The sequence below is a fragment of the Butyrivibrio sp. ob235 genome (genome assembly GCF_900109475.1).
Taxonomy (GTDB): domain Bacteria; phylum Bacillota; class Clostridia; order Lachnospirales; family Lachnospiraceae; genus Butyrivibrio.
Genome location: NZ_FOBE01000004.1, coordinates 25,786 through 50,026, shown reverse-complemented (window position 1 = coordinate 50,026; position 24,241 = coordinate 25,786). Strand labels below are relative to the sequence as shown.

Sequence of the window (24,241 nt, the reverse complement as noted above, 5' to 3'; positions counted from 1 at the left end):
ATTACATGTTTCTGTTATAGATTGGCTTTACATATTTTCTGTTAGTTCCCACAAAAGCTATGGCCGCAAACACACTTAGAAGCTCAAACAAAAGGAGCACAGCCCTCTGATCCATATAGACTGTAAGAACACCGGCCATCAGCTGCGCTAGAAGTGCACCTGATGTACTAAGAACCTGAAAAGCCCCGTTAAATCTGCCCTTTGTCTCATCCGGAACATAGCTCTGAGTTGAAGAGATTCTGATTGTGTAACTGGTTACTCCTCCGATTCCCACAATAAGGCCAAGCCCCATCGCAATTTTCACAGGCACATATAGATATAATCCCTCAAAAACGCCTATGATTATGTACACCAAAAGAGCTATATAAAACTTGTATTTTGCAGGGAGCTTCCTCCTGTAGTGGAACATCCCTCCAAGTCCTCTTCCTAAAAAGCTCATCCCGAAAATACACATGAAAAGGTATTCTCCGTTTTTGTAGTGACTCTTCAAATATGGGAGGCATATTACATCAGAAGCCCCTCCTGCCATAGCACTAAACAAGAAATAAACAGCAATGACAAGCAGTCCTTTTTCCGAAAAAAGATATAAGAAACCCTCCTTGATATCAAAGAGCATTCTCTCTACATGCCCCATATCCTTAGTATCCTGTCTCATGCTCTGCTTTTCTATATATTTCTCCTCAGCCTTTATATTTACTTCAAGTGTTGCTGCCATTAGGAAGCACACTGCGTTTGCAAGAAGTAACGGGCCAAGGCCCACGAGATTATATAAAAAGGTTGCTACAGGAACCATGAACATCGCCAGCGTCTCAAGCACACTTGCTATAGAGTATGCCTTTGAATAATTCCCTTCCGTTATAAGAAGCGGATAAAAGCTGTCATAAGCCACCATGTATATACTGCTTATCGAGCCTATTAGCAGACTGAAAAGTGCAAATAATGGAAAGCTGAACCACCCTCTCATAAGAAGAATGCCAACCAGCAGATAGATAGTTCCCATAGTGTAGTCCAGGGTATATATCATCTTTTTCCTGGAAAATCTGTCGAGTACTGCACCTGATATTATGGGTACAATCAGCTTTGGCACAGTATAGGTCATAAGATATACTGCATACAGCATTGTTGAACCTGTATAATCAAGCACCATAAGACTCATGGCAAATCCTGCCATACTATTTCCAAACATTGAAATCACGCTGCCTATAGTTATTATTGTAAAATCCCTCGTCCATAAGGGATTCTTTGTTTTCGTTTCCATACGTCCTCCTGTCATAAATTGCAACTTCCGCGACACAAAAAAACCGCCTGCATTATGCAGACGGATCCATTATCCCTTAACATCGCATGCAGCTATAGTATGAGCAGCATGCTATTTTCACTTAATATATCAGAACTAAAAACACCCCTGATAAATCAAGGGCCCCGGTACTGATAATCTATGACCAATCGGCTCTATGAAAAATGTGTTCAAGATAATATGATCCGTGCTTAAAAAAGCCATTCTCTGATGACCTTTTCAATCTGCATATTGCAAATTTATGAATCAATATTACCTATTCCGCATTCCTTTCATACCTCCGATAGTTTTTGTCAAACGCTAAATATTATTCAAACACCAAACATTTTTCTTGTCAACAGTTTCCACTAAAAATATCCTGCCACATTTCTTCGTGCTGTTTGCAAAACAAAATCGGCTTATCCTCTTTTGAAAAATACCTAAGCTCCAATGTCTCTTCCTGATCACAGAATAATTCTCCGCCTACGACTTTTAACTCATAGGCTATGCAAATACTGTGAGCCTTATCTCCGTTGGGATATTCAATATCGCTATCCGTATAGATTCCGATTATCTTACCTACTTCAACATCAAGTCCGGTCTCTTCTTTTGCCTCGCGTACTGCTGCCATTTCAGGTGTTTCACCAAGTTCAACAGCACCTCCCGGAAATCCCCATTTGTTACTATCTCCTCTTCTCTGAAGGAGAACTTCTCCCTTATCGTTGAAGATACAGCCGCCTGCAAATACGAGCATTATTTTTTCATGGCCGACTTTGCTTCTGAGCCATCCAATGTAGTTGTGAGATTTGTCAAAATGCATTGCTCTCCTCCGCCAGTTAGCCTCTGTTAACCCACTCAAGGATAATTTTCCTATCGTACTCATTTAGATTTTCAGGCAACTCAGTTTTTCCAAAAAATCTGTGCTCCATCACCTCGCCGGGATCATTCACGATATCACCGGTGTATTCTTTTGTGATGAAAACTATTCCCGGGCCAAAACATATGTCACTGTTAGGATATTGTATTATGCGGTCCTTCCCCGAATAGAGCTGAAACACCTCAAGTTTTCCAAGCGTAAGACCGGATTCCTCCAAGGCTTCCCTTCTGATGGTTTCTTCAAAAGTCTCACCCATTTCCATGGCTCCGCCTATAATGGCCCAGCACCCGTTATCCTGCCTCTTTTGCAAGAGAATCTCTCCCTCGACATTTTCAATTATCACTCCGCAGGCACAAGTCATCACGGGAGCATGACCGACATGCTTTCTCATTTCCTTAATGTAACCATCTTTTTTGTATAACTCGATATAGTCATCAATATTCATAGGAGACCTTCCCTGATGTTTATATTTTTAGAAAATGATAAAGCCTGCCCCAAGGGCTAAGTCAAATACTGATTATCTGTCTTTTGTAGTTTTTTAGACCTTCATAGCCTCGGTTTCCACCCATGCGTGTCTGAAGCCGCTTTTAATGGCAACGTTTTGTGACTGAATATTTGCTGTCGCTGTCCCATAGAAAGGAACATCGCCCATTTCAATAATCTTGTTCTTAAGCAGAGTCACAAGATAGGATCCGATCCCTCTTGACCGGTATTCAGGTAAAACATCAATTCCTACCTGCTGCCAGTGTGGTGCATCTTCAGAACAGCCTGCCATACCCATAATGGTATCCCCATCAAGCGCAATGACTGCGATTCTGTCAGGCCGAACCGGACAAGGCTCAGGATAAGCAATTGCGTTCGGGAAGCGTGAATCACCGTAAAACCGGCTGATTTCATCGTCATATAGCCACTTAACGCGGAAACGCTCTTCCACCCTGATATCACAGCAGGGCAGGAACATGTGATGCGTATGATTCATTTGGTAGGCATATTGCTTCAGTTCTTCGTCTAACTTCAGAAGATTATCAAATTCAAACAGACGATGCGCCTCTTTATCTTTTATCAGTCCCCTCAGGAACTCGTGCAGGCATTCATCTGCCATGATGACAGTACTGTCTCCGAGCGTAGCCATTTCCAGAAATGGCATACCCGGGCTGTAACTCCTTCTCCCCTCATTCAAAGCGGGCTGCGTGATAATAATCTTCTTTTCCCTTAAATCTGCCGGGGTACAGTTAAAATCAATGGATATCCGCTCCAAAAGCTTTTCATAGTATTCTTTGAACATGATTAGTTCTTAATTTTCCTTTCTCAATTCTCTATCTCAGAAGCGCTGTAAATGTATCCCGAAACGCCACTATATGTTTCTTCAAGGGCATTAGGATAATACTCCTCTAAGCAAAGACGCCCCTCCTTATCAAAACCATATGGCCCCCACTTTTGCCAGATTCCACAAAAATCAAAGCCTGTTTCTCTGCAATACTTCTCGATAGCATTACTAAGATAGACAAGCACATTTTCTCTTTTTCTTGAAAAATAGATCAAAGGGATTCCATGATTAGAAATTCTAGGCTCCAGTCTGGAAATGTTCCCCAATGATGATGCGTGATAATACATATTTTAAAACCCGCAAAGTCTTAGTTTCATCTCATTATATTTTTCCGAGGTCATAAGCGCGGTTTCATCGGTGTCTTTAAGAGTTACTGTATATGTCCACCTGCCGTATACCTCAAGCTTTTTGACCGCTTCTACTCTTATGATATATGACTTGTGACATCTCATGAATTTGTCGGGATCCAGCTTATCCTGAATAGAGGATAGAGACGTTGATGTAAGAAAGATCTCGTCCCCGGTCACTATTCTGCAGATGCCATCGGTACGTTCTATCATTATGATATCCTTAGTATCTATGAGGTTTATCTCTTCCTTGCCACGAATAACAAGTTTCTCATAACCGGTCTCTGTTTTAGCCCCATTAGAACCGGTAGCATTCCCGGACGTCATACTCTTTATTTTGCCAAGTGTCTTACCGATCCTCTCCAGATCGAATGGTTTTACAAGATAATCAAATGCATATATTTCAAAGGCATTAGCCATGTACTCGCTGTGAGCTGTTGCAAAAATAATCTTCACCTTCGGATCCACTTCGGTGATAGCCTTGGCACAGTCAAGGCCGCTTTCACCCGCAAGGTCTATGTCCATGAAAACTGCATCGGGGCGAAGTCTGATAAAGTCGCTGATAGCTGCAGCAAAATTTCCGCAGGAGGATACAACTTCACAATCAGGAGTCTTCTCTATCATCTTCTTTAAAATATTCCTGATCTGCTCCTCGTCCTCAACTACCATTACTCTTATCATATCTTCGCCCCTTAATAGTTCTTTTCCGGATTACCCGGTAAGCTTAGTTCTTATCCTTCTTAGTCTCGACATATTCGGCAATACCGCTTCCTATGTCATTCTTCATCTTAGTGTCTGCCTGAACATTCTTGAGATTGTAGTAATCAAGAACCCCAAGATTACCTGACCTGAGAGCTTCTGCCATCGCTCTTGGAATATCTGCTTCCGCCTTAACGACTTCTGCCTTCATCTCCTGTTCAAGAGCTACAGCCATTGCCCTTCTCTCCTCTGCCTTGGCCTGTGCAATCTTGGTGTTGGCCTCCGCCTGAAGGCTCTGCAGGTTAGCACCGATATTTCTTCCAATATCGATATCAGCAATATCAATGGACATGATCTCATAGGCTGTACCGGAATCAAGTCCCTTTTCGAGAACAACTTTGGAAATATCATCGGGATTTTCAAGAACACTGCTGTGCGTTGTAGCCGAGCCAACAGTAGTTACGATACCTTCTCCTACTCTTGCCAGCACAGTTGCCTCTCCGGCGCCACCGATAAGCTGATCAATATTGGTTCTGACAGTCACACGGGCTTTAACAAGAAGCTCTATACCGTCTTTTGCTACGGCTGAGATCTGAGGTGTCTCAATAACCTTCGGGGTTACGCTCATTGTTACCGCTTCAAAAACGTCACGTCCCGCAAGATCAATTGCCGATGCCTGCTCAAAAGAAAGGTTCATGCTGGCTCTTTCTGCTGCAATAAGAGCATTTACCACACTGTCTACGTTTCCGCCTGCAAGATAGTGCGCTTCAAGCTGATTGGTTGTAACGCTGATTCCTGCCTTTGTTGCCTTAATAAGGGGGCTTACAATCTTAGCTGGTTTAACCCGACGAAGCTTCATTCCCACCAGGGAAAAGATACTTATCTTTACTCCGCTGGCTACTGCCGAAATCCACATTCCTACAGGTATCACTGCAAAAAACGCTGCTATCAGTATGATTACTATTGCCGCTATTATTATAGTTGCCATCATTTTACTTATCCTCCTCAACCATTATCCTGTTGTTTTTTACTTCTGTTATAACAAGGGGTGAATCCTTTTTTATATAATAATTTTCAGAAAGAATATCAAACTTAACTCCGTCAAATTCACCTTTTCCGGAGGGTTTTAAGTCCGTTATGGCAACACCTCTTTTCCCGATAAGATACTCCATGTCCTTCTCATCGATAAACAGGTTTTTGCCCCGCAGGTCCTCATCAAGCTTAATCGGTGATTTTATCTTTTTTGAACTGAATACTATGATGCTTATCACCAGCATTACTGCTATAACAACGATAGCTATCACGCCCACAATAACTCGTTCCTGAACATTTCTTCCGGTTAAAAAGATACCTGCTGCGGTAAAAATGATGCCGGCAATCCCCGGAAATCCAAAGCCCGGCATATAGAATTCGACACCTATCAGAAGTATCCCTATTATCAGGGCTAGCACTCCCAATATCTGAACTGCTCCCATAACTATTCTCCTTTTTCAAAGCTTACAGTAAAGACAGTTTCTTCTTCGTCTGACGAAAGTTCAATGTCTCCACCGCTCTTATTCAAAATTTCGGATACGATTGCGAGCCCCATTCCATGGCCCTCTTCTTTCCTGGTAGAAAATCCCTTTTTAAAAATACTCTCTCTTATGCTCTCCGGAATCTCAGGGCCATTATCCTCCACATCGAAAATATATCTCTCAGGCGTTTCCGTAATGTTCACTCTGATCGTCTTTTCTCCGCTGTCAAAATCCTCAAGCGCCTTAACAGCATTGTCTATCAGATTGGAAAGGACTTTGCACAGCTCCCAGTCTTCAATACTCAGCTTTTTAAGATCAGATTTGACTTCAATCAGAAACTCAATCTCTTTTGCTTCTGCCTCCGCCGACTTGGCTGCCAGAAGTGCATTTATCGCAGGCTTTGACGTCTTTACAGCTTTTCCTGTTTTAAGCAACTCCTTGTAAACCTTCCTGAGATATGAATTCATTTCCTCATATTCCTCAAGCTCCATCAGACCATACACAATCTGCAGATGATTCAGATAGTCGTGTCTGTCCATTCTAAGTTTGTCATTCAGCCTGCACAGGTTATCGATACTTTCGCGAAGAGCATCGTTCCTGGCTATCAGCTTCATATAGTTCCTTATCAGAACAGCAATGCAGCCTATGAGTATTACTGCCAATGTGACACTTAAGATAAGATATAAATGTGTATCTCCCACAACCGCCTCCGTTTTTCTATATACTCATGTTAGCATCGCCAGATTTTCCATCAATCCATATCTTCTCAATTATACAAAAAACAGACTGAAATGACATTTAGCTCATCATAGGCATCCCATTGTTCCATTTTCATTTTTCCTTCCAAGTGTTTTCATTCTCATTTTATGAGGCTCTCACAAACTGAGCGGAGTACAGCTCGTAGTAAGCGCCTTTCTTGGCCATGAGGCTCTCGTGGTCACCCCACTCCAGAATTCCGCCATCGTCGATGACAAAGATCTTGTCCGCATTCTTAATGGTTGAAAGTCTGTGGGCCACCACAAAGGAAGTCCTCTTTTTAAGAAGCTCTTCGATTCCCTGCTGAACCAGGATCTCTGTTCCGGTGTCAATGCTGGCTGTGGCCTCGTCCAGGATCAGTATCTTGGGATCCGTCAAAAGAGTTCTCGCAAAAGCCACCAGCTGTCCCTGGCCATTGGAAAGTCCGCCGCCCCTTTCGGTTATGACGGTGTCATAGCCCTTCTCCAGCTTGCTGATGAAGTCGTGCGCGTGAACCGCCTTGCAAACTTCTATCATCTCTTCATCAGTGGCATCGGGTCTTCCGTACTTGATGTTGTCCCTGATAGTTCCCGAGAACAGGTAGTTGTCCTGGGTCATGATGCCAAACTGATTTCTCAGAGACTGGATGGTAACCTTGCTGATGTCATATCCATCCACCAAAATTCTTCCCGCCTTGGTGTTGTAAAAGCGGCTAAGAAGGCTGACAATGGTTGTCTTCCCTGCACCGGTTGGACCAACAAGTGCGATGGTCTCACCCTGCCCAGCTGTAAAACTCACATCGTGAAGAATGTCAACATCGGGCTCATCAGGATAAGCAAAGGTTACATGATCAAATTCCACATTGCCCTTGATCTCAGGAAGATCAATAGCATTTTCGCCATCCTTTACCAGAGGCTCCATGTCCATTATCTCATAAACTCGCTCTGCAGATGAGAGGTTGGTTATGAGCTTGTTGTAGTAACTGGCAAGGTTCCTAATGGGACTAAAGAACATTCCCAGATACAATACGAAGGCCGACAGAGTTCCCAGTGATTCCTGTGTCACACCGAGTTTTGTCACAGCCAGGTAATACAGAGTTGCTGTTCCAAGGCCGCCTGCAATCTCAATGGTGGGACTGTATAGGTCGGCGATGAGAACTGCGGATCTGAAGGCATGGATGACTTCGTTTACTATTCCGTTGAACTCTCTGGAGGATTCCTCCTGAGCGTTGAAACTCTGAATTACCGACACGCCCTCTATACCCTCGTGGATAAAGGCTGTCATGTTGGAGTCCTTCTTCTTCCATTTCTGCCATCTCTTGTGGGCAAGAATCTCGCAGAAGAACAGTCCCAGCATGATGATGGGAACTGCCACTGCCGCAGAAAGAGAAAGGACAGGGCTCTTGATGATCATTATTGCCAGGATCACCACAAGGCTTATGGCCTCGGGAGCCAGGGTTGTAATAGTGCTGGAGAGAACTTCCTTAAGAGCATTTACGTCTCCGGTTACCCTGGCCAGAATCTTGCCTGAAGGCCTCTGATCAAAGAAATCCACTCCCAGCTCCTGAATGTGAACATAGAGCCTTCTTCTGATGTTCTTTATCATATCATTGGAAATGGTGGCCATTATGCGCCTCCATATTCTGGTGGCTACGTAGTGTATGAGAGCCATGGCTACCATAATACCTGACATAATGAACAGGCCTTTTACATTCTTGTCTATGATCTCGTCATTTATTACTTTTTCAATCAGCAGAGGATAGGTGGTTGAGATTGCTACTGTGATCAGTATAAGTATTGTTACCAGCGCAATCTTTCCCTTATATTCCAAAAGATTTTTAAGAAGACGCCCCAGTACATCAAGCTTTAGGGTCTCCTTTAAATCCTCATCCTCTCTGGTGCTGTTTATTGCCATATAATATGCACCTCCTTATTCGCAGGCAGCCATAGCTTTGTGGTAGTCTCCATACTGAGCCTCATATGTGCTGTAATACAGCCCGCCTTTTCTTATGAGCTCAGAGTGGGTTCCTCTCTCGGCCACCCTTCCGTTTTCAAGTACAAGGATCTCATCGGCATCCTTCACTGAAGAAATACGGTGTCCGATGATGATCTTGCTCATATCATTCTTTTCCTGAAGCTCCTGTTGAATTGCTGCTTCAGTTTCCATATCCAGTGCGGATGTAGAATCATCCAGCACCAGAAGATCTGCCTTCTTGGCAAGAGCTCTCGCAATGGAAAGTCTCTGTTTCTGCCCTCCGGAGAGGCCGATGCCTCTTTCTCCGATGACAGCGTCATAGCTGTCGGTTATCTTCTCGACAAACTCCTGAGCGTGAGCACTCTTGATGGCTGACTTAACGGTTCTTAAGTCCATTGTGTCCTTGAATCCAAGTCTGACGTTCTCAGTGATGGTATCCGAGAAAAGAAATACATCCTGCGTTACAACCGAGGAAAAAGCTCTTACATCACTAAGGGGCATCTTCTTGATGTCTTTTCCCTCGATCTTTATGCTGCCGCTTGTGACGTCGTAGAACCTCTCAATAAGGTTTACGATGGTGCTCTTTCCGGCACCGGTGGCACCCATGATTCCAAGGGTCTTACCTTTTCCTAAGTTAAAGCTGACATCGTTCAGGATTGTCTTGCCGTCAATGTTGAAGCTCACATGATCGAAGCTGATCTCACCCGACTTGTTACCCTCCTTATGCAGCTCTTTTGCCCAAGTATCTGTGATCTCGGGCTCGGTCTTCATAACCTTGTTAATTTTTTTGTAGCCTGCAAGACCCTGAGAAACCAGGGAAAGCATCCAGCCAAGGTTTTCAATAGGCCATACTACCTGGATTGAATATGACACGAATGCAACAAGTGTTCCGTAGGTGATGCTGCCCTTGATGGCTGCGTAGCCGCCAATGGCCACCACCAGAACCTGCATAATCTTGGGGATCAGGCCGATAAGAGGATCGCTGTCCGCAAGATCGGAAGCAAACTGCTTGTTCGCATCGCCGTAGGCTTCGTTCTTTTCATCGAACTTTTTCATCTCAAGGCCCTCGGCAGAAAATGCCTTTACAGTTCTGACACCTGAGATGTTCTCTTCAACAACTTTGGTGAGATCGGCATTTCTTTCGCTGATCTCGTCGTAGTCCTTGCCGAGCTTTTTCTCAAGGTGAAGGGCCACATATGCAAGAGGAGGCATAAATGCCAGCGGGATTATGCTGAGCTTCCAGTTTAGTGTGATCATACAGATTACAACGCCTATGAAATAAACGGTTGCTTCAGTCAAAAGCATGCCCACAAATCCCGTAAGATCCCATACTGATCCGGCATCGTCCTTGACTCTTGCCATGAGCTCGCCGGTGTTGTTCTTGTCAAAATAGCCCTTGTTCAGGGAGAATATGTGCTTCATCATGTCTTTTCTAAGGCCCGATGCCACGCGGCATCCTGACATGTCGCACAGGAACTCCTTAATAAACTGGAAGAAGGCTCTTCCAAGACCTGCTGCTACGAAGAGAATAATGTCTCTCCTGAATATATCCATATTTCTGCCCACGATGACGTCGTCAACCATGGACAGGGTAACGAAAGGCAGCATTACATCAATTGCGGTGCTGCAGATCAGAGAGATTCCTCCGATCAGGTATCGCCACCAGTTTTTTATCAAATACTTTTTCATTGTTTCACCCCTATATCTACAAACGCACAGTTGTGCGCAAAACAAAAAGCGACAGGATCGGAGACCCTATCGCCTAGTTATCGCCTGCAGCACATCGCGCGCATGTGCCCAAAAATATAAAAGGCGTGGTCTCCTGAGCGGATACCACGCCAAAATAAGCCTTATAGAATTACTTGGCAAACTTCTGCGAGGTAACCACAATTACCATGTTCAGTACATCATTATGTCTAGTCTTAATCATTGCGTTTACCTCCTTCCTGAAAAATAGTTTACAGTGTCACAAGCAACTACTACATTATGCTAATTGAAACTCTTTGTCAATACAATATTTGAAATTTACAGAATTTTCACTCAAGTTCCACCGTTCCCGGAGGCTTACTTGTAAGATCGTACATTACTCTGTTGACACCCTTGACCTCGTTGATGATACGGCTCATAACACGCTGTAATACCTCAAAAGGAATCTCTGAAGCCTCGGCTGTCATAAAGTCGATTGTCTCAACGGCACGGAGAACTACTGCATAATCATAGGTTCTCTCATCACCCATAACTCCGACAGATCTCATATTTGAAAGAGCTGCAAAATACTGATCGGGAAGCTTTTGCATCTTGCCTTCCTTGAACGCCTCAGCAAGCTCTGTCCTGTAGATATAATCGGCATCCTGAACGATGCGAACCTTCTCGGCTGTAACCTCTCCGATTATTCGAATTCCAAGTCCCGGTCCGGGGAAAGGCTGACGGAACACAAGATACTCGGGAAGTCCAAGCTCAAGTCCAGCCTTACGAACTTCGTCCTTAAACAGTGAACGAAGAGGTTCGATAATTTCTTTAAAATCGACATAATCCGGAAGTCCGCCCACATTGTGGTGAGACTTAATCACAACGGACTCACCGCCAAGGCCTGATTCAACAACGTCGGGATAAATAGTTCCCTGAGCGAGGAAATCAACCGTTCCAATCTTCTTGGCCTCTTCCTCAAAGACTCTGATGAACTCTTCACCGATAATCTTGCGCTTTCTCTCAGGCTCTTCAACGCCCTTGAGCTTTGCATAATATCTTTCTGCCGCATTTACGCGGATAAAGTTAATATCGAAATTTCCATTAGGGCCAAATACGCCCTCGACCTCATCGCCTTCATTCTTACGAAGAAGACCGTGGTCAACGAACACACAAGTAAGCTGCTTGCCGATAGCTTTTGCAAGAAGTGCTGCCAAAACTGATGAATCAACACCGCCCGATAAAGCAAGAAGCACCTTGCCGTCTCCGACCTTTTCTCTTATCTCTTTTACTGTATTTTCCACAAAAGAATCCATTCTCCAGGATCCTTCTGTCTTGCAGATTCCTCTTACAAAATTGTAGAGAATCTCTTTACCCTTAACTGTATGGAGAACCTCAGGATGGAACTGGATAGCATAGAGTTTTTTCTCTTCACAGGCTGCTGCAGCAACAGGGCAGTCCGCTGTATGCGCAACAATCTCAAATCCCGGTGCAGCCTTGCTGATATAGTCAAAATGGCTCATCCAGACAATGGTTTCATCCTCAATTTCTGCAAAAAGTGTATCTTTTGCACCATCTATAAAGGTATTCGTCTTACCGTATTCTCTTACAGGTGCCTTCTCAACCTTTCCTCCGAGAACATGCATCATAAGCTGAGCACCATAGCACAATCCCAAAATCGGAATGCCAAGCTCAAACAATTCCTTAGTGTAGGTCGGTGCTCCCTCCTCATAACAGGAGTTCGGACCACCCGTCAGGATAATTCCCTTGGGATTCATCGCCTTAATCTGATCGATAGGCGTTCTGTAGGAATAGATTTCACAGTAAACGTTACACTCTCTGACACGACGGGCTACAAGCTGATTGTACTGTCCGCCGAAATCCAGGACCACTACCATTTCTTTATCCATATTTTCCTCTTTCATCATTGATGTGAAAAATTCTGTTTATCGCTTAAATTACAATAAATGCAATAGCAAAAAAAAGCAAGCCTGCAGATATATCACAAATCTATATTAGTCCGTTCAATTCCTGATACAACCTCTTCGCATAACTGTCAGTCATGCCGCATACATAGTCAGTCACAAGAAGAAGCCTCAAATAAAGCTTTTCATCCTCTGTCTTTCCCTCAGAATAAATGTGATATATCTTTTTATAATTATCCGATATGAACGACATCATCCTGGAATCTATAGGACGCAGCTTATTTCCGGTATCATAGCCTATTGCCGCGGGCACAAGTCTGTCCAGAAGATAGGTCAGAATCTGATCCGCACTCACTTCAATCTTCAGAATCGGCTCCGAATTAAAAGCATATTTTACGGCAATTTCTCCCAGGGCATCCACAATATGTTTCCCTTCGGTACCCTCAAGGAGTTCTGAGCCAAAGGATCCATCCATGATCTCTTTATAATGTGTCTCAAAGCTCTCTGTCGCGAGATAAATGAGCTTACCCTGAACCGCAACGATCCAATTCTGTACCGCATACTCCCCGGGATCACTCACTCCGTGCTCAATTCCCTTGCCATATCTGTACTTGAGAGTTTCTATAAGCGACCTGTATGCCTTATCGGACTGATTTTCATAGCATCTCTTCTCAAGCTCCCTTACCAGCATGTCAAAGCTGATTCTTCCCTTTTTATAAGAATCCTCTATATCAGCTGTCCTATATGCTATATCATCAGCTGCCTCAAGAATATATGTCAGCGGATGACGTCTTCCGCCTAAGCCGCATGAATCCTCTATGTTCTTAAAAAGCTCTCTGTCCGCATAGTAATAACCCATCTTGTGACAGCATATATCAGGGTTCTTCTTATCAACATCCAGCGATGAAACGGGATACTTTATAATGGTAGCCAAAAGAGCTTTCGTAAGGTTCATTCCGTGCTCATCAACTAAGTAATGCAGTTTACTTACCACTCGAAGCGCCTGGGTATTACCCTCGAAATTATAAAAATCGTTCTGCATCTGAGGATTCAGAATCTCGGTAAGCGGTCTCCCTTCTTCAAAACCTGTACCACTCCCATCAGTGTCTTTTGAAAAACGAAGTTTTGGCAAATTATCTTTAAACCACTCCCTTATCACGGTCTCTCCGAAGTGACCGAAAGGCGGATTCCCTATATCATGCAAAAGTCCTGCGCATTGCAAAATGTCACAGATATCCTGTTGGTAGGACGGATCAAAGCTCTCGTCCTTTATCTGCGTTAATATTTTCCTTGCTATGTTCTGTCCAAGAGATTTGCAAAAGGAGGAAACCTCCAGAGAGTGCGTAAGTCTTGTCCGCACAAAATCAGACTGATCCAGCGGAAATACCTGGGTCTTGTCCTGAAGCCTCCTGAAAGAAGCGCTTCCGATTATTCTGTGATAGTCTTTTTCAAATTCACTGCGAAGATCCTGTGAACCCTCTCGTTTTTGTATAGGGCGGATTCTGTCTCCGCAAAGAAGTTTATTCCATTCCACGTTTTACCCTCATCCGTCAGCTTCGCTGACACCTTCTCCATAGGAGAAGGCTTATTTATCCCACAAACCTACGAATTGTAAGTATTGTTCTGTAAGTTGCATTCTCGTATTTTATTCCGGTTCTGGCGGTACTTGCATGAACAATTCTTCCGCCGCCCAGATAGATTCCGACATGTCCGCCGTAATAAATTACATCCCCGGCCTGGGCATTCTGATATGAAACCTCCCGGCCATAGGTTGCCTGAGAATAGGAAGTTCTCGGGACAGTGATTCCAAATGCTTTGTAAACAGCATAAACAAATCCCGAACAGTCTGCACCGTTTGTAAGACTGGTTCCTCCCGGAACATAAGGATTGCCGACAAACTGACAGGCGTAATTTGCTATATTCTGTCCGCTTGCAGAACCGGCAGGAGCAGGTGCTGTATTTGAAGCCTGGGCTGACGGAGCTTCACTGCTTGCTGTAGATGCACTACTTTGTCCGGCATCATCATCGTCATCATCCTCATCATCGTCGTCGGTGGCAGTATTCTTTGCGAGTTCTTCCTGCGCCTTCTTCTTTGCAGCCTCTTCTGCTTCCTTCTTCTTTCTAGCCTCTTCCACTTCCTTGGATGCGGCTTCGTCTGCTGCCTTCTTTGTCTTTTTTACTTCAGCATCCTTTGCATCAATCTTAGCCTGCAAATCCCTTATCTGCGAGGTCTGCTGTTTTAGCTGTTCGGAATATACGGCTGCGTTCTGTCTCGCCTTTGCAAGCTGCACATCAAAGTTTGCATACTGCTTCTTATATTGGTCTATAACTGTCTCAACATAAGCCTGTTCCTCTTTAAGCTCATACTGTGAGGTCTCAAGTTCAGACTTTGCTTCTTCAAGCTCCTCTCCGTATTGCTGAGCAGCCTCCTTTACCGCAACAAACTCTGACAGCTTTGTTCTGTCATAATCATAGAGTTCCTCGGCATATCCGGCTTTGTTGAGCATATCTCCGACGCTCTGCGCCTGTAACAAAAGCTCAGCATAGGAGAACTCTCCCTTTTCATACATAAACTTTATGCGCTTTTTCATGGCATCATAAAGTGTTTCTTCCTGAGACTTCGCCTCATCATATTCCTGTTGAGTCTTCTCTATCTTTACCTGAGTATCCTCAATATCGGACTGAATCAGATCTATACTTGTGAGCAGGCCTGTAAGTTCCTCATTTGCAGCATTAATGCCTTCCTGGATTTCAGCCTGCTCTCCCTGAATATTGCTGATATCCCTGTTTGCATTGTCAAGACCGCTCTGGCTTTGCTGCTGTTCTGATTCAATGGCATCCTGCTGCTTTTCCAGAGTTTTTTTCTCCTTTTCCAGCTCCTTTTGCTGCTCCTTAAGTTCCTTACTGGTCGTAGCGAAAGCGGTGCTGCCGGAGCTCAAAACAAAGACTGCCGCCATAATTGCACAAATATATTTTTTATATGCTTTAAATGTGTATTTTCTCATTTATTCCCCATAAAAAAACAAAACTCTTATTCTATTTTATTATATCAAAAAAGCCGCCTCATTTTCTTATTTTTCATAGAAAATGAAGCAGCTTGATTATTCAGATAATATGCTCGAATTACAGCTCACAGTTTCCTACTGTACGAGGGAAGGACTCAACGTCGCGGATATTGCCCATACCTGTAAGGTACATTACGCAACGCTCGAAACCAAGTCCGAATCCGGCGTGACGAACTGAACCGTAACGGCGAAGATCAAGATAGAACTGATAATCTTCCTTCTTAAGGCCAAGTTCATCCATTCTCTTTTCAAGAGTCTCGAGATCATCCTCTCTCTGGCTTCCACCGACAATCTCACCGATTCCGGGTACAAGACAGTCAGCAGCTGCAACAGTCTTGCCATCCTCGTTAAGTTTCATATAGAAAGCCTTGATTTCCTTCGGATAATCAGTTACGAATACAGGCTTTTTGAAAATCTCCTCTGTGAGATATCTCTCATGCTCAGTCTGGAGGTCACAACCCCAATCTACCTTGTAATCAAACTTATCATTGTGCTTCTTAAGAAGTTCAACCGCCTCGGTATATGTAATTCTACCGAAATCGCTGTTTGCAACATTCTTAAGTCTTTCGATAAGTCCCTTATCTACAAATGTGTTGAAGAACTCCATCTCAGCAGGTGCATTCTCAAGTACATAGTTGATAACATACTTAAGCATAGCCTCTGCACAGTCACAATCATCCTTAAGATCTGCAAAGCACATCTCGGGCTCGATCATCCAGAACTCAGCAGCGTGACGTGTTGTGTTTGAGTTCTCTGCACGGAATGTGGGACCAAATGTGTAAACATTCTTAAATGCAAATGCATAGGTTTCAACGTTAAGCTGTCCTGAAACAGTAAGGTTTACCGGCTTTCCGAAGAAATCCTTTGAATAATCAACTTCTCCGTCCTCAGTCTTGGGAACATTGTTCAGGTCCATTGTTGTTACCTGGAACATCTCACCTGCACCCTCACAGTCACTACCTGTGATAAGCGGTGTGTGAACATATACGAAGCCTCTCTCCTGGAAGAATGAGTGAATAGCATATGCTGCAAGTGAACGAACTCTGAAAACTGCCTCAAATGTGTTTGTTCTTGCACGAAGATGAGGAAGTGTTCTCAAATACTCAAGAGAGTGACGCTTAGGCTGAAGCGGATAATCGGGAGTTGAAGGTCCCTCGATCTCAATACCTGTTGCCTGCATCTCGAAGGGCTGCTTTGCATCAGGAGTCATTACGATCTTACCTGTAGCAATGATAGCTGCTCCTACATTGAGCTTGCTTACTTCTGCAAAGTTGCTAAGCTCATCAGAATAAACCACCTGAAGGGGTGAAAAATATGTACCGTCATTTAATACAACAAATCCGATAGTCTTAGAATCACGAATATTACGGATCCAGCCGCCAACCGTCACTTCTTTATCTGCATATTTTTCCGGAGCTGCAAAGAGCTCTCTGATATCTGTCAGTTCCATATATACCTCCGTATCTGTCCGTTATTCGGATCAATCTGCGCTTTCTGCTTCCTCTGCTGCGTCTGTCTGTGCTGCTTCATCAGTCTCTGCTGAACTGTCTGCCTCTGTCGCATCGGCTGTAGGCTCTGTAACAACTGCATTTGCTGCAAGGAACTCAATAACTTTATTTGTAAGGAGATTCTCCTTCACATTCTCAACATCAACTGTCTTCTTGTACTCATCAAGGCTGGCAACCGACTTACCTTCTTCGGCAGTAGCATTTGCATTAGCCATATCGGTATTAAGCTTCTCGTTGAGTTCGTCCTCTGTTACCTCAATACCCTCAGCCTCAGCAATTGCTCCAAGCATTATGAACTGATTTGCAAGTTCAACCGACTTATCTGCAAGATACTCTTCCTGCTCTCCTGTAAAGCCATCCTGTGACATCAGCATTGAAAGAACCTGGTCTGTTGAATAATTGGTACCGTAATTTGCTGAATAATATGATGCAACAAGATTTGCCTGATCTGTGTACAATCCCTTAAAGCGCTCAAGGGCTGCAGCAGGAGTCTCTGAAAATTTACAATTATTGGTAACAGCTTCAAGAATCTTATTATTTACTTCATTCTGATAATCTGTCTGCTTTTCCTCGAGAAGTCTGCTCTTAAGATATGCCTTAAGTTCATCAATAGTAGATACATTCTCTATTCCAAGTGAAGCTGCATAAGCATCGTCAAGATCGGGCTTAACTTTTATGCTGTTGACCTTTACCGTGAAAATAACATCTGCACCGGCAAGCTCGGCAGCGCCGTAATTCTCAGGGAAAGTAAGATTCAAATCTCTTGTCTCACCGATCTGTGCGCCGATAAGACCGTCCTCAAAACCATCAATAAAAGAATGTGAACCTATTGTAAGATCATATCCTTCAGCAGTACCACCATCGAATACCTCGCCGGTATCTGCTCTTTTACCGGAATAATCAATATTTACCGTATCACCCTCCTGAACTGCTCTGTCCGTTACCTCAACAGTAGCCTTCATGGAAGAGCTTATATACTGCATGTACTGCTCAACCTCTTCGTCTGTAACTTCAGGGGATGCAACTTCTATGGACAATCCCTTGTACTCTCCAAGCTTTACATAATCTGTAAGTTTAATATCCTTAAGGTATGCAGCATCGGCGTTTTTGCCTGCCTTGGCACATCCTGTAAGTGCTCCCGCAGCAATTACCGCAGCCATCATAACTGACACTATTTTTTTCATATAACATTTACTCCTTGAAAACAAAAATCAAACTTTTTTAATACTAGCACAGTTTCTACTTATGTTAAAGTATTTTGTTGCCTGTAACCGCATTCAATGATAAAATACTTTTTGCGCGATGTTTTTCGCTAGTCGCAACAATCAGTTTTTTGTATAGTTTGGAGGAATGTTTTGAATCCGGTATTAATCGTATTATTAGTAATTATTGCAGTTCTTATTATAGGTCTTGTTGTACTGACTATTCTCGGTAAGAAAGCCCAGAAGCGTCAGGAAGAGCAGCAGGCACAGATGGAGGCTATGAAGCAGAGCATTTCCATGCTCGTCATTGATAAAAAGCGTATGAAAATCAATGAGGCAGGTCTTCCTTCTGCTGTTTTGGAGAACACTCCCAAGCTTCTTCGTCGTTCCAAGCTTCCGATCCTCAAGGTTAAGGTTGGTCCTCAGATCATGAATCTTGTCTGCGATGAAAAGATCTTTGATTCTGTACCTGTTAAGAAGGAAGTTAAGGCCGATGTGAGCGGAATCTATGTTATAGGTGTTAAGGGTATCCGCGGCGGTGTTGCTCAGAAGGAAGAGAAAAAAGGTTTCTGGAAGGATCTCATTTCCAAAGCTCAGGAGAAGGCCGGCGCAAAGCCCCTTAAGTAATCCGATACTTTAATAAAATACTACAAAATAAGGACTGTGGCATATGCTCACAGTCCTTTTCATTATTCAATATTTAATTTGTAAAAATCATGCTTCAATTTCACCGGTCTCAGCAGTTGTTTCATTATTCTTTTCAGCCATTTCGTCAAATCCCTTCATGACTGCATCGTAGGTCTGCTTTGAAATATCCGGCAGTTCTTTGCCCCAGGCCTTGGTTGCTTCCTTAAATCCCTTTTCAAATGCTGAGCGCATCTTTTCGATCTGACTGGGATCTCCGCCTGTAAGAGCATTTGCAAAATCGAGAATACGCTGTGAGGTCTGCTTTACGCCCCAATAGCCATCCTCAGATATCTCTTCCTGCGCTTTCTTCTTTGCAAGTTCATCAACCGTATAGTCGCCGCTTGCAAGGAAAGACCAGATATCATCAGCTTTTCCGATGGCATTTCCCTGTTTGGAAATCATCTGGGATACAATATCCTTCAGCTGATTGGTTCTTTCCTCCAGGTCGCTCTTAAGCATATTGACAACTGCTTCGTTCTTTGTGTAAGTCTTATTGGTTGTAGGTGCTGCCACACTATCCGACTTCTCATAAACCGCAGCTTTTCCGGTATCTTTTGCTTCAGCGGTTTTCGCTGTTTTATCCTCAGATGTTGATTCTGCTACCTTTGCGGTCGTCGTCGGCTCGTAATACGTGGTTTGGTCTACACCCGTAACTCCGTTTACGCCCATATGAACTCCTTTTCTACGCCAAATGATCTGACGCCGATACGACTGGTATGCCAAGGCATACTTACAGTATTACTCATCTTATTTATCGACTCTTTTCAATTTAACCTTAAGTATTTTTTTAGCTATTTTCAATTAAATAATTATAAAATTTGTACTATTACCATATACTTCTCCGCAAAATGTAAACTATTTATAAAGTATGGTATGATACTTACAGTTTGATGATTGAAGGAGGATATTCTATTGATCACAAGAAAAGCATACGCGAAAATAAATTTAGGCCTCGACGTAATCGGAAGACGCGATGACGGCTACCATCTCGTGCGAATGATCATGCAGAGCATTGACCTGTCAGACGATCTTTCTTTTGAAAAAAGAGACGATAATAAAATAGTAATAGAGACATCGGATCCCAGAATTCCCACGGACGAACATAACCTGATCTATAAGGCTGCTGATCAGCTTCGTTCTCACTGTAATGCCACAGACCTGGGTGTAACTATCCGCCTTGAGAAGCACATACCCATGGCTGCCGGAATGGCCGGTGGAAGTACCGATGCCGCTGCGACATATATCGCACTTAGCGAGCTCTGGAATCTCGGTCTTAATACCGAGGAGCTATGTGCTCTTGCAGTAAAAAAAGGTGCGGACATTCCCTACTGCATAAAGGGTGGTACTGCCCTCTCAGAAGGAATAGGAGAAGAGCTTACGGCTCTCCCCGACATGCCCTCCTGTCATATTGTAATTGCAAAGCCACTTCTTGATGTATCAACCGCTTGGGCTTACACGACTCTTGATTCGGCACCCATTGCAGAGCATCCGGACATTGACGGAATAAAATCCGCCATAGAAGAGGGCGACCTTACCGGAATAACTGATCGCCTCGGCAATGTTTTAGAGCCTATTACATCAGGAAAATATCCTGTTATAGAGGAAATAAGGCAGATTCTTCTGGCAAACGGCGCGAAAGGCGCACGCATGAGCGGAAGCGGTCCTACAGTATTCGGTATTTTTGAGAATAAGGATCTTGTCAGCGCAAATAACGCTGTAAAGGAACTCCAAGGCAGAGGCATTGCCCCTGAGCTTTTCCTGACAAAGCCCATTAACTCAAATTTATAAGTCCATTACAATTATATTTTTATAAAGCGGAGTATGAATGAACGGAACACTTAAAATCGTCGGCTCCCATGATCACGGCGACGGAACTCCCGAAATAATAAAGCAGGAGTTCCCGGCAAGCTGCGACCAGCAGGGAACCACCTACATAATCACATATACGGAAGATATGTCAGATACTCCCGGAGAGGCACCTGCAGTTACTTCCCACAGGCTTGAGATCGGCGAGGGCTTTCTTCGCATGGTTCAGACCGGTGCTTTGGATTCGGAGCTATATTTTTCACTGGGAAAAACCTGGGACACCGACTATAAGACTCCCTACGGCCTGATGAAAATGACTGCCATAACAAGGCATCTCATGATTGAAGAAAATCCAAAAAAAATCACCGCCCATGTACAGTATGAACTGCAACTGGACGGCGATAAAATCTCGGATTCAAAGGTAAGGATATCCTTTACTCCGGATAATATGTAATTATTTAAACTCTACCGGCGTGGTGAATACTTATTTCACTGCGCCGATTATTTCATTAATATCCGATATATTCTGCTCTTCCATATATCTCTCAATACCTTCTATCACATTTATCGTGGTATAAGGATCATGGAAATTCATAGCTCCTACTGCTACCCCGGATGCTCCTGCAAGCATGAATTCGATGGCATCCTCTGCTGTCGCTATACCACCCATTCCGATAACCGGGATTTTTACCGCATGTGAAGCCTCATATACCATGCGAACAGCAACCGGCTTTATGGCAGGCCCCGACAAACCGCCGGTTTTATTTGCTATGGCAAAGGTTTTCCTGTAAATATCAATCTTCATTCCGGTAATTGTATTTATTAGTGAAATAGCATCCGACCCTGCTGCCTCTGCAGCCTTAGCCATCTCTGAAATGCTTGTGACATTCGGGCTGAGCTTCATTATGATCGGCTGTTTTGCATGCTTTTTGATTTCTTTTGTGATTTCAAATAAAGCATCCGGATTCTGCCCGAAAGCTATTCCGCCCTCCTTAACATTGGGGCAGGATACGTTGATTTCAAGCATATGAACCGAATCCTGATCTGAAAGCCTCTCGACAACGTCCACATAGTCCTGCGTACTCTTCCCACACACATTGACAATAACTTTAGTATCAAAGTCCTTAAGAAAGGGCAGATCTCTCTCTATCATTACATCCACTCCGGGATTCTGAAGTCCAATGGCATTTAGCATTCCGCCATATACTTCCGCCACTCTCGGTGTTGGATTTCCCGGCCACGGCACATTGGCAACACCTTTTGTAACAACGGCGCCAAGTCTGTTCAGATCTACAAATTCCGAGTACTCCATGCCGGATCCAAAGGTACCGGATGCGGTCATTACGGGATTCTTAAAAGTAACTCCTGCAATTGTAACTGCTGTATTCATTCTAATCTTACCTCGTGAAAATTTTTACATTTTAAAGTTCAAGATCATCTGCGTTAAACACCGGTCCATCCGTACATATTCGTGCGTTGTTTACATGTGAATGCTCATCTGTATTCTTCGTCTTGCATATACATCCAAGACAAGCGCCTACTCCGCAGGCCATACGCTCCTCCAGGCTTATATAAGCCTTTGCACCTATTTCCGCAGCATAAGCTGCCACTCCCCTAAGCATGGGCATAGGGCCGCAGGCATAGATAATATCTGCCTGAACCTTATTCTCTCTGCAGGCGTCTATGACATTACCTTTAGTCCCTACGCTTCCGTCCTCGGTGGCAATAAGGAGATTTCCGTACTTTTTAAATTCGTCCGCAAGAAAATTGTCCGAATTCCTGTAGCCCATTACCATAGTAACCGACCCGGCTTTTACTCCCTCATTCCCTTCATGAAGGGCTTTTGAAAGACCAAGAAGCGGCGGAACACCGATTCCTCCGCCTATGATAAGAACCCGCTTTCCTTCTGCCTTATCAAGCGGAAAGCCATTTCCCAGAATCCCAAGAATACTTATGCTTTCTCCCGGCTGATAGAGTGCAAATTCTGCAGTGCCGCTTCCTGCTATTCTGTATACTATTCTGAGTTTTCCGTTTTCCCTGTCATACTCACAGATACTTATGGGCCTTGGAAGAAGAGTGGACTTATTCTTTGGATAAATCCCGACAAACTGGCCCGGATTTGCATCCTCCGCCAGGCTTGTTTCAATAGTGATATCCATTATTCCGTCCGCAAGCACCCTCTGTTCCAGCACTACCGCGTCTATTTTTTTCTTTTTAGACATTTCTTTCCTCCGTATATTAAGCGTATACTTATGAATTTGAATTTATGTCGTACACCCTGCCTCCGCATATGGTGTAATATATTTTTCCAGGAAGTTCCTGACCGATAAACGGAGAATTTGAAGCTTTTGAAGCAAATTTCTCCCCAACCTTACGGGTCTCATTCTCAGAAAAAATGACCAGATCAGCCGGGCCGCCTTCAAAGATCCTGCCCACGGCTCCAAGTTCATAAATATTGGCAACCTGATAGGTCATTCTGGATAGCAGCGTCATAAGATCCAGATGTCCCTTTTGTACCAGTTCTCTTATGCCAAGCCCCAGCGATGTCTCTAGACCTATTATTCCGCTTGGCGCTTTTGAAAATTCCGCCGCCTTTTCCTCGGCAGTATGCGGAGCATGATCTGTTGCTATCGTCTCAATCGTTCCGTCTGCCAGCCCTTCTATAATAGCAAGCCTGTCCTCCTCTTTTCTGAGGGGCGGATTCATTTTAGCCATGGTTCCCCATTCTCTTACCGCGTCATCTGTTAATGTGAAATGATGGGGCGTAGCCTCAGCATGGATTCTCGGATTGGTTTTTCTTGCTTCCCTCACCATATCCACGGCTTCCTTCGTGCTTATATGCTGGATTGTAATATGTGCTCCGGTCTCACCTGCTATTTCTATATCCCTTTTTACCATGGATATCTCTGCTTCTCTGGGTGAACCCTTAAGTCCCTGAAGCTTAGCAGCTTCTCCCGCATTTATTCCGTTGTCGGTTATAAACTCCGGATTCTCCTCGTGAAGGCTGAGCACTTTTCCGAGTCTTGCAGATTCAAGGCAGGCCTTTCGCATGATGTTTTCATCAGTTATCGGCTTCCCGTCATCGGTAAACAGTACTGCACCTTCCTTAAGAAGACCTTCCATATCCGTCAGTTCATTACCGTTCATCCCTATTGTAATATTTGCGCAGGTGAAGACGCGTATACCTGTCTCCATCCCCTTTTCAAGAGCATATCTTATAGTCTCGGGGTTATCCATGTGCGGCTCAGTGTTACCCATCATTACAACAGAGGTAAATCCGCCGTGTTTTGCTGCTTCCGCACCGGTATGAATATCCTCCTTCTTTGTAAAACCGGGATCCCTGAAATGGACGTGCGCATCCACAAGGCCGGGTGCAACTATCATTCCTCCGGCATCTATTTCACACAGCTGTCCCTGAGGATCGCTATCGGCATAATATGCCATAGCTTCAGCAGCCATATCATCCAGAGTTCCGCAAAACCCTATCTTGGCTATTCTGCCCTCATGAATAAGAATATCTCTGTATCCGTCTGTTTTACTTGCAGGATCCATAAGCCTGCCATTTTTAATAAGAATCATGTTATTTCCTTTATTATGATATAATATCTATACT

Annotated in this window: 23 protein-coding genes; 3 read left to right on the top strand and 20 right to left on the bottom strand. The window is 43.9% G+C overall.

Features of this window, described 5'->3' with window-relative positions; all coding sequences use genetic code 11:
* Position 1: 1 nt before the first annotated feature.
* From BMW61_RS05220 to tig, 16 genes are all read right to left on the bottom strand, one after another.
* Complete coding sequence (locus tag BMW61_RS05220) at positions 2–1,258, bottom strand: MFS transporter (RefSeq protein ID WP_022761082.1); 1,257 nt, start codon at positions 1,256–1,258, stop codon at positions 2–4.
* Positions 1,259–1,631: 373 nt separating this feature from the next.
* Positions 1,632–2,096, bottom strand: coding sequence for an NUDIX hydrolase (locus tag BMW61_RS05215; protein ID WP_091820181.1), 465 nt, complete (start codon positions 2,094–2,096; stop codon positions 1,632–1,634).
* Positions 2,097–2,112: 16 nt separating this feature from the next.
* A complete protein-coding gene (locus BMW61_RS05210) occupies positions 2,113–2,598 on the bottom strand; it encodes an NUDIX hydrolase (RefSeq protein ID WP_091820180.1) in 486 nt (161 codons plus the stop codon).
* Between the two features lie 93 nt (positions 2,599–2,691).
* The gene (locus BMW61_RS05205) at positions 2,692–3,438 is read right to left on the bottom strand and encodes a GNAT family N-acetyltransferase (RefSeq protein ID WP_091820178.1); all 747 of its coding nucleotides are present in this window, start codon (positions 3,436–3,438) and stop codon (positions 2,692–2,694) included.
* Between the two features lie 23 nt (positions 3,439–3,461).
* On the bottom strand, positions 3,462–3,767 hold the full coding sequence (locus tag BMW61_RS05200) for a hypothetical protein (protein WP_207650174.1): 306 nt from the start codon (positions 3,765–3,767) through the stop codon (positions 3,462–3,464).
* A 3-nt stretch (positions 3,768–3,770) separates the two neighbouring features.
* Positions 3,771–4,508 carry a LytR/AlgR family response regulator transcription factor gene (locus BMW61_RS05195; protein WP_091820176.1) on the bottom strand — a complete coding sequence of 246 codons (738 nt, stop codon included), beginning with the start codon at positions 4,506–4,508 and terminating at the stop codon, positions 3,771–3,773.
* A 43-nt stretch (positions 4,509–4,551) separates the two neighbouring features.
* Positions 4,552–5,517: a flotillin-like protein FloA gene (gene floA, locus BMW61_RS05190; protein ID WP_091820175.1), complete on the bottom strand. Its 966-nt coding sequence runs from the start codon at positions 5,515–5,517 to the stop codon at positions 4,552–4,554.
* A 1-nt stretch (position 5,518) separates the two neighbouring features.
* Complete coding sequence (locus BMW61_RS05185; RefSeq protein WP_022761075.1) at positions 5,519–6,001, bottom strand: NfeD family protein; 483 nt, start codon at positions 5,999–6,001, stop codon at positions 5,519–5,521.
* 2 nt (positions 6,002–6,003) lie between these two features.
* Positions 6,004–6,741 carry a sensor histidine kinase gene (locus BMW61_RS05180; RefSeq protein ID WP_091820173.1) on the bottom strand — a complete coding sequence of 246 codons (738 nt, stop codon included), beginning with the start codon at positions 6,739–6,741 and terminating at the stop codon, positions 6,004–6,006.
* A gap of 163 nt (positions 6,742–6,904) precedes the next feature.
* Positions 6,905–8,689: an ABC transporter ATP-binding protein gene (locus BMW61_RS05175; RefSeq protein WP_091820172.1), complete on the bottom strand. Its 1,785-nt coding sequence runs from the start codon at positions 8,687–8,689 to the stop codon at positions 6,905–6,907.
* Positions 8,690–8,704: 15 nt separating this feature from the next.
* Positions 8,705–10,438, bottom strand: a complete 1,734-nt coding sequence (locus tag BMW61_RS05170; protein WP_022761072.1) for an ABC transporter ATP-binding protein — start codon at positions 10,436–10,438, stop codon at positions 8,705–8,707.
* 347 nt (positions 10,439–10,785) lie between these two features.
* Positions 10,786–12,345 carry a glutamine-hydrolyzing GMP synthase gene (gene guaA / locus BMW61_RS05165; protein ID WP_022761071.1) on the bottom strand — a complete coding sequence of 520 codons (1,560 nt, stop codon included), beginning with the start codon at positions 12,343–12,345 and terminating at the stop codon, positions 10,786–10,788.
* A 100-nt stretch (positions 12,346–12,445) separates the two neighbouring features.
* Positions 12,446–13,894 carry a deoxyguanosinetriphosphate triphosphohydrolase gene (locus BMW61_RS05160; protein WP_091820170.1) on the bottom strand — a complete coding sequence of 483 codons (1,449 nt, stop codon included), beginning with the start codon at positions 13,892–13,894 and terminating at the stop codon, positions 12,446–12,448.
* 55 nt (positions 13,895–13,949) lie between these two features.
* A complete protein-coding gene (locus BMW61_RS05155) occupies positions 13,950–15,365 on the bottom strand; it encodes a C40 family peptidase (RefSeq protein ID WP_022761069.1) in 1,416 nt (471 codons plus the stop codon).
* A 118-nt stretch (positions 15,366–15,483) separates the two neighbouring features.
* Positions 15,484–16,875, bottom strand: coding sequence for an asparagine--tRNA ligase (gene asnS, locus BMW61_RS05150; RefSeq protein ID WP_022761068.1), 1,392 nt, complete (start codon positions 16,873–16,875; stop codon positions 15,484–15,486).
* Positions 16,876–16,905: 30 nt separating this feature from the next.
* Positions 16,906–18,117, bottom strand: a complete 1,212-nt coding sequence (tig, locus tag BMW61_RS05145; protein WP_022761067.1) for a trigger factor — start codon at positions 18,115–18,117, stop codon at positions 16,906–16,908.
* A gap of 171 nt (positions 18,118–18,288) precedes the next feature.
* Here tig and BMW61_RS05140 point away from each other — a divergent pair, with 171 nt between their 5' ends.
* Positions 18,289–18,762: a hypothetical protein gene (locus tag BMW61_RS05140; protein ID WP_091820168.1), complete on the top strand. Its 474-nt coding sequence runs from the start codon at positions 18,289–18,291 to the stop codon at positions 18,760–18,762.
* 87 nt (positions 18,763–18,849) lie between these two features.
* Here the strand turns inward: BMW61_RS05140 and BMW61_RS05135 are convergent, their stop codons facing one another.
* Positions 18,850–19,491 carry a hypothetical protein gene (locus BMW61_RS05135; RefSeq protein WP_022761065.1) on the bottom strand — a complete coding sequence of 214 codons (642 nt, stop codon included), beginning with the start codon at positions 19,489–19,491 and terminating at the stop codon, positions 18,850–18,852.
* 243 nt (positions 19,492–19,734) lie between these two features.
* Between BMW61_RS05135 and ispE the strand changes: the two genes are divergently transcribed.
* Both ispE and BMW61_RS05125 read left to right on the top strand, forming a co-directional pair.
* Positions 19,735–20,610 (top strand): 4-(cytidine 5'-diphospho)-2-C-methyl-D-erythritol kinase, encoded by an 876-nt coding sequence (gene ispE, locus BMW61_RS05130; RefSeq protein WP_330388408.1) that lies wholly within the window; start codon positions 19,735–19,737, stop codon positions 20,608–20,610.
* Positions 20,611–20,647: 37 nt separating this feature from the next.
* A complete protein-coding gene (locus BMW61_RS05125) occupies positions 20,648–21,082 on the top strand; it encodes a YwiB family protein (protein ID WP_022761063.1) in 435 nt (144 codons plus the stop codon).
* A 30-nt stretch (positions 21,083–21,112) separates the two neighbouring features.
* Here BMW61_RS05125 and BMW61_RS05120 read toward each other — a convergent pair whose 3' ends face one another.
* From BMW61_RS05120 to BMW61_RS05110, 3 genes are read right to left on the bottom strand one after another with little or no spacing between them, the layout of a single operon-like run.
* A complete protein-coding gene (locus BMW61_RS05120; protein ID WP_022761062.1) occupies positions 21,113–22,018 on the bottom strand; it encodes a dihydroorotate dehydrogenase in 906 nt (301 codons plus the stop codon).
* A 31-nt stretch (positions 22,019–22,049) separates the two neighbouring features.
* Positions 22,050–22,850 carry a dihydroorotate dehydrogenase electron transfer subunit gene (locus BMW61_RS05115; RefSeq protein WP_091820165.1) on the bottom strand — a complete coding sequence of 267 codons (801 nt, stop codon included), beginning with the start codon at positions 22,848–22,850 and terminating at the stop codon, positions 22,050–22,052.
* A gap of 28 nt (positions 22,851–22,878) precedes the next feature.
* On the bottom strand, positions 22,879–24,207 hold the full coding sequence (locus BMW61_RS05110) for a dihydroorotase (protein WP_091820163.1): 1,329 nt from the start codon (positions 24,205–24,207) through the stop codon (positions 22,879–22,881).
* Positions 24,208–24,241: the final 34 nt, after the last annotated feature.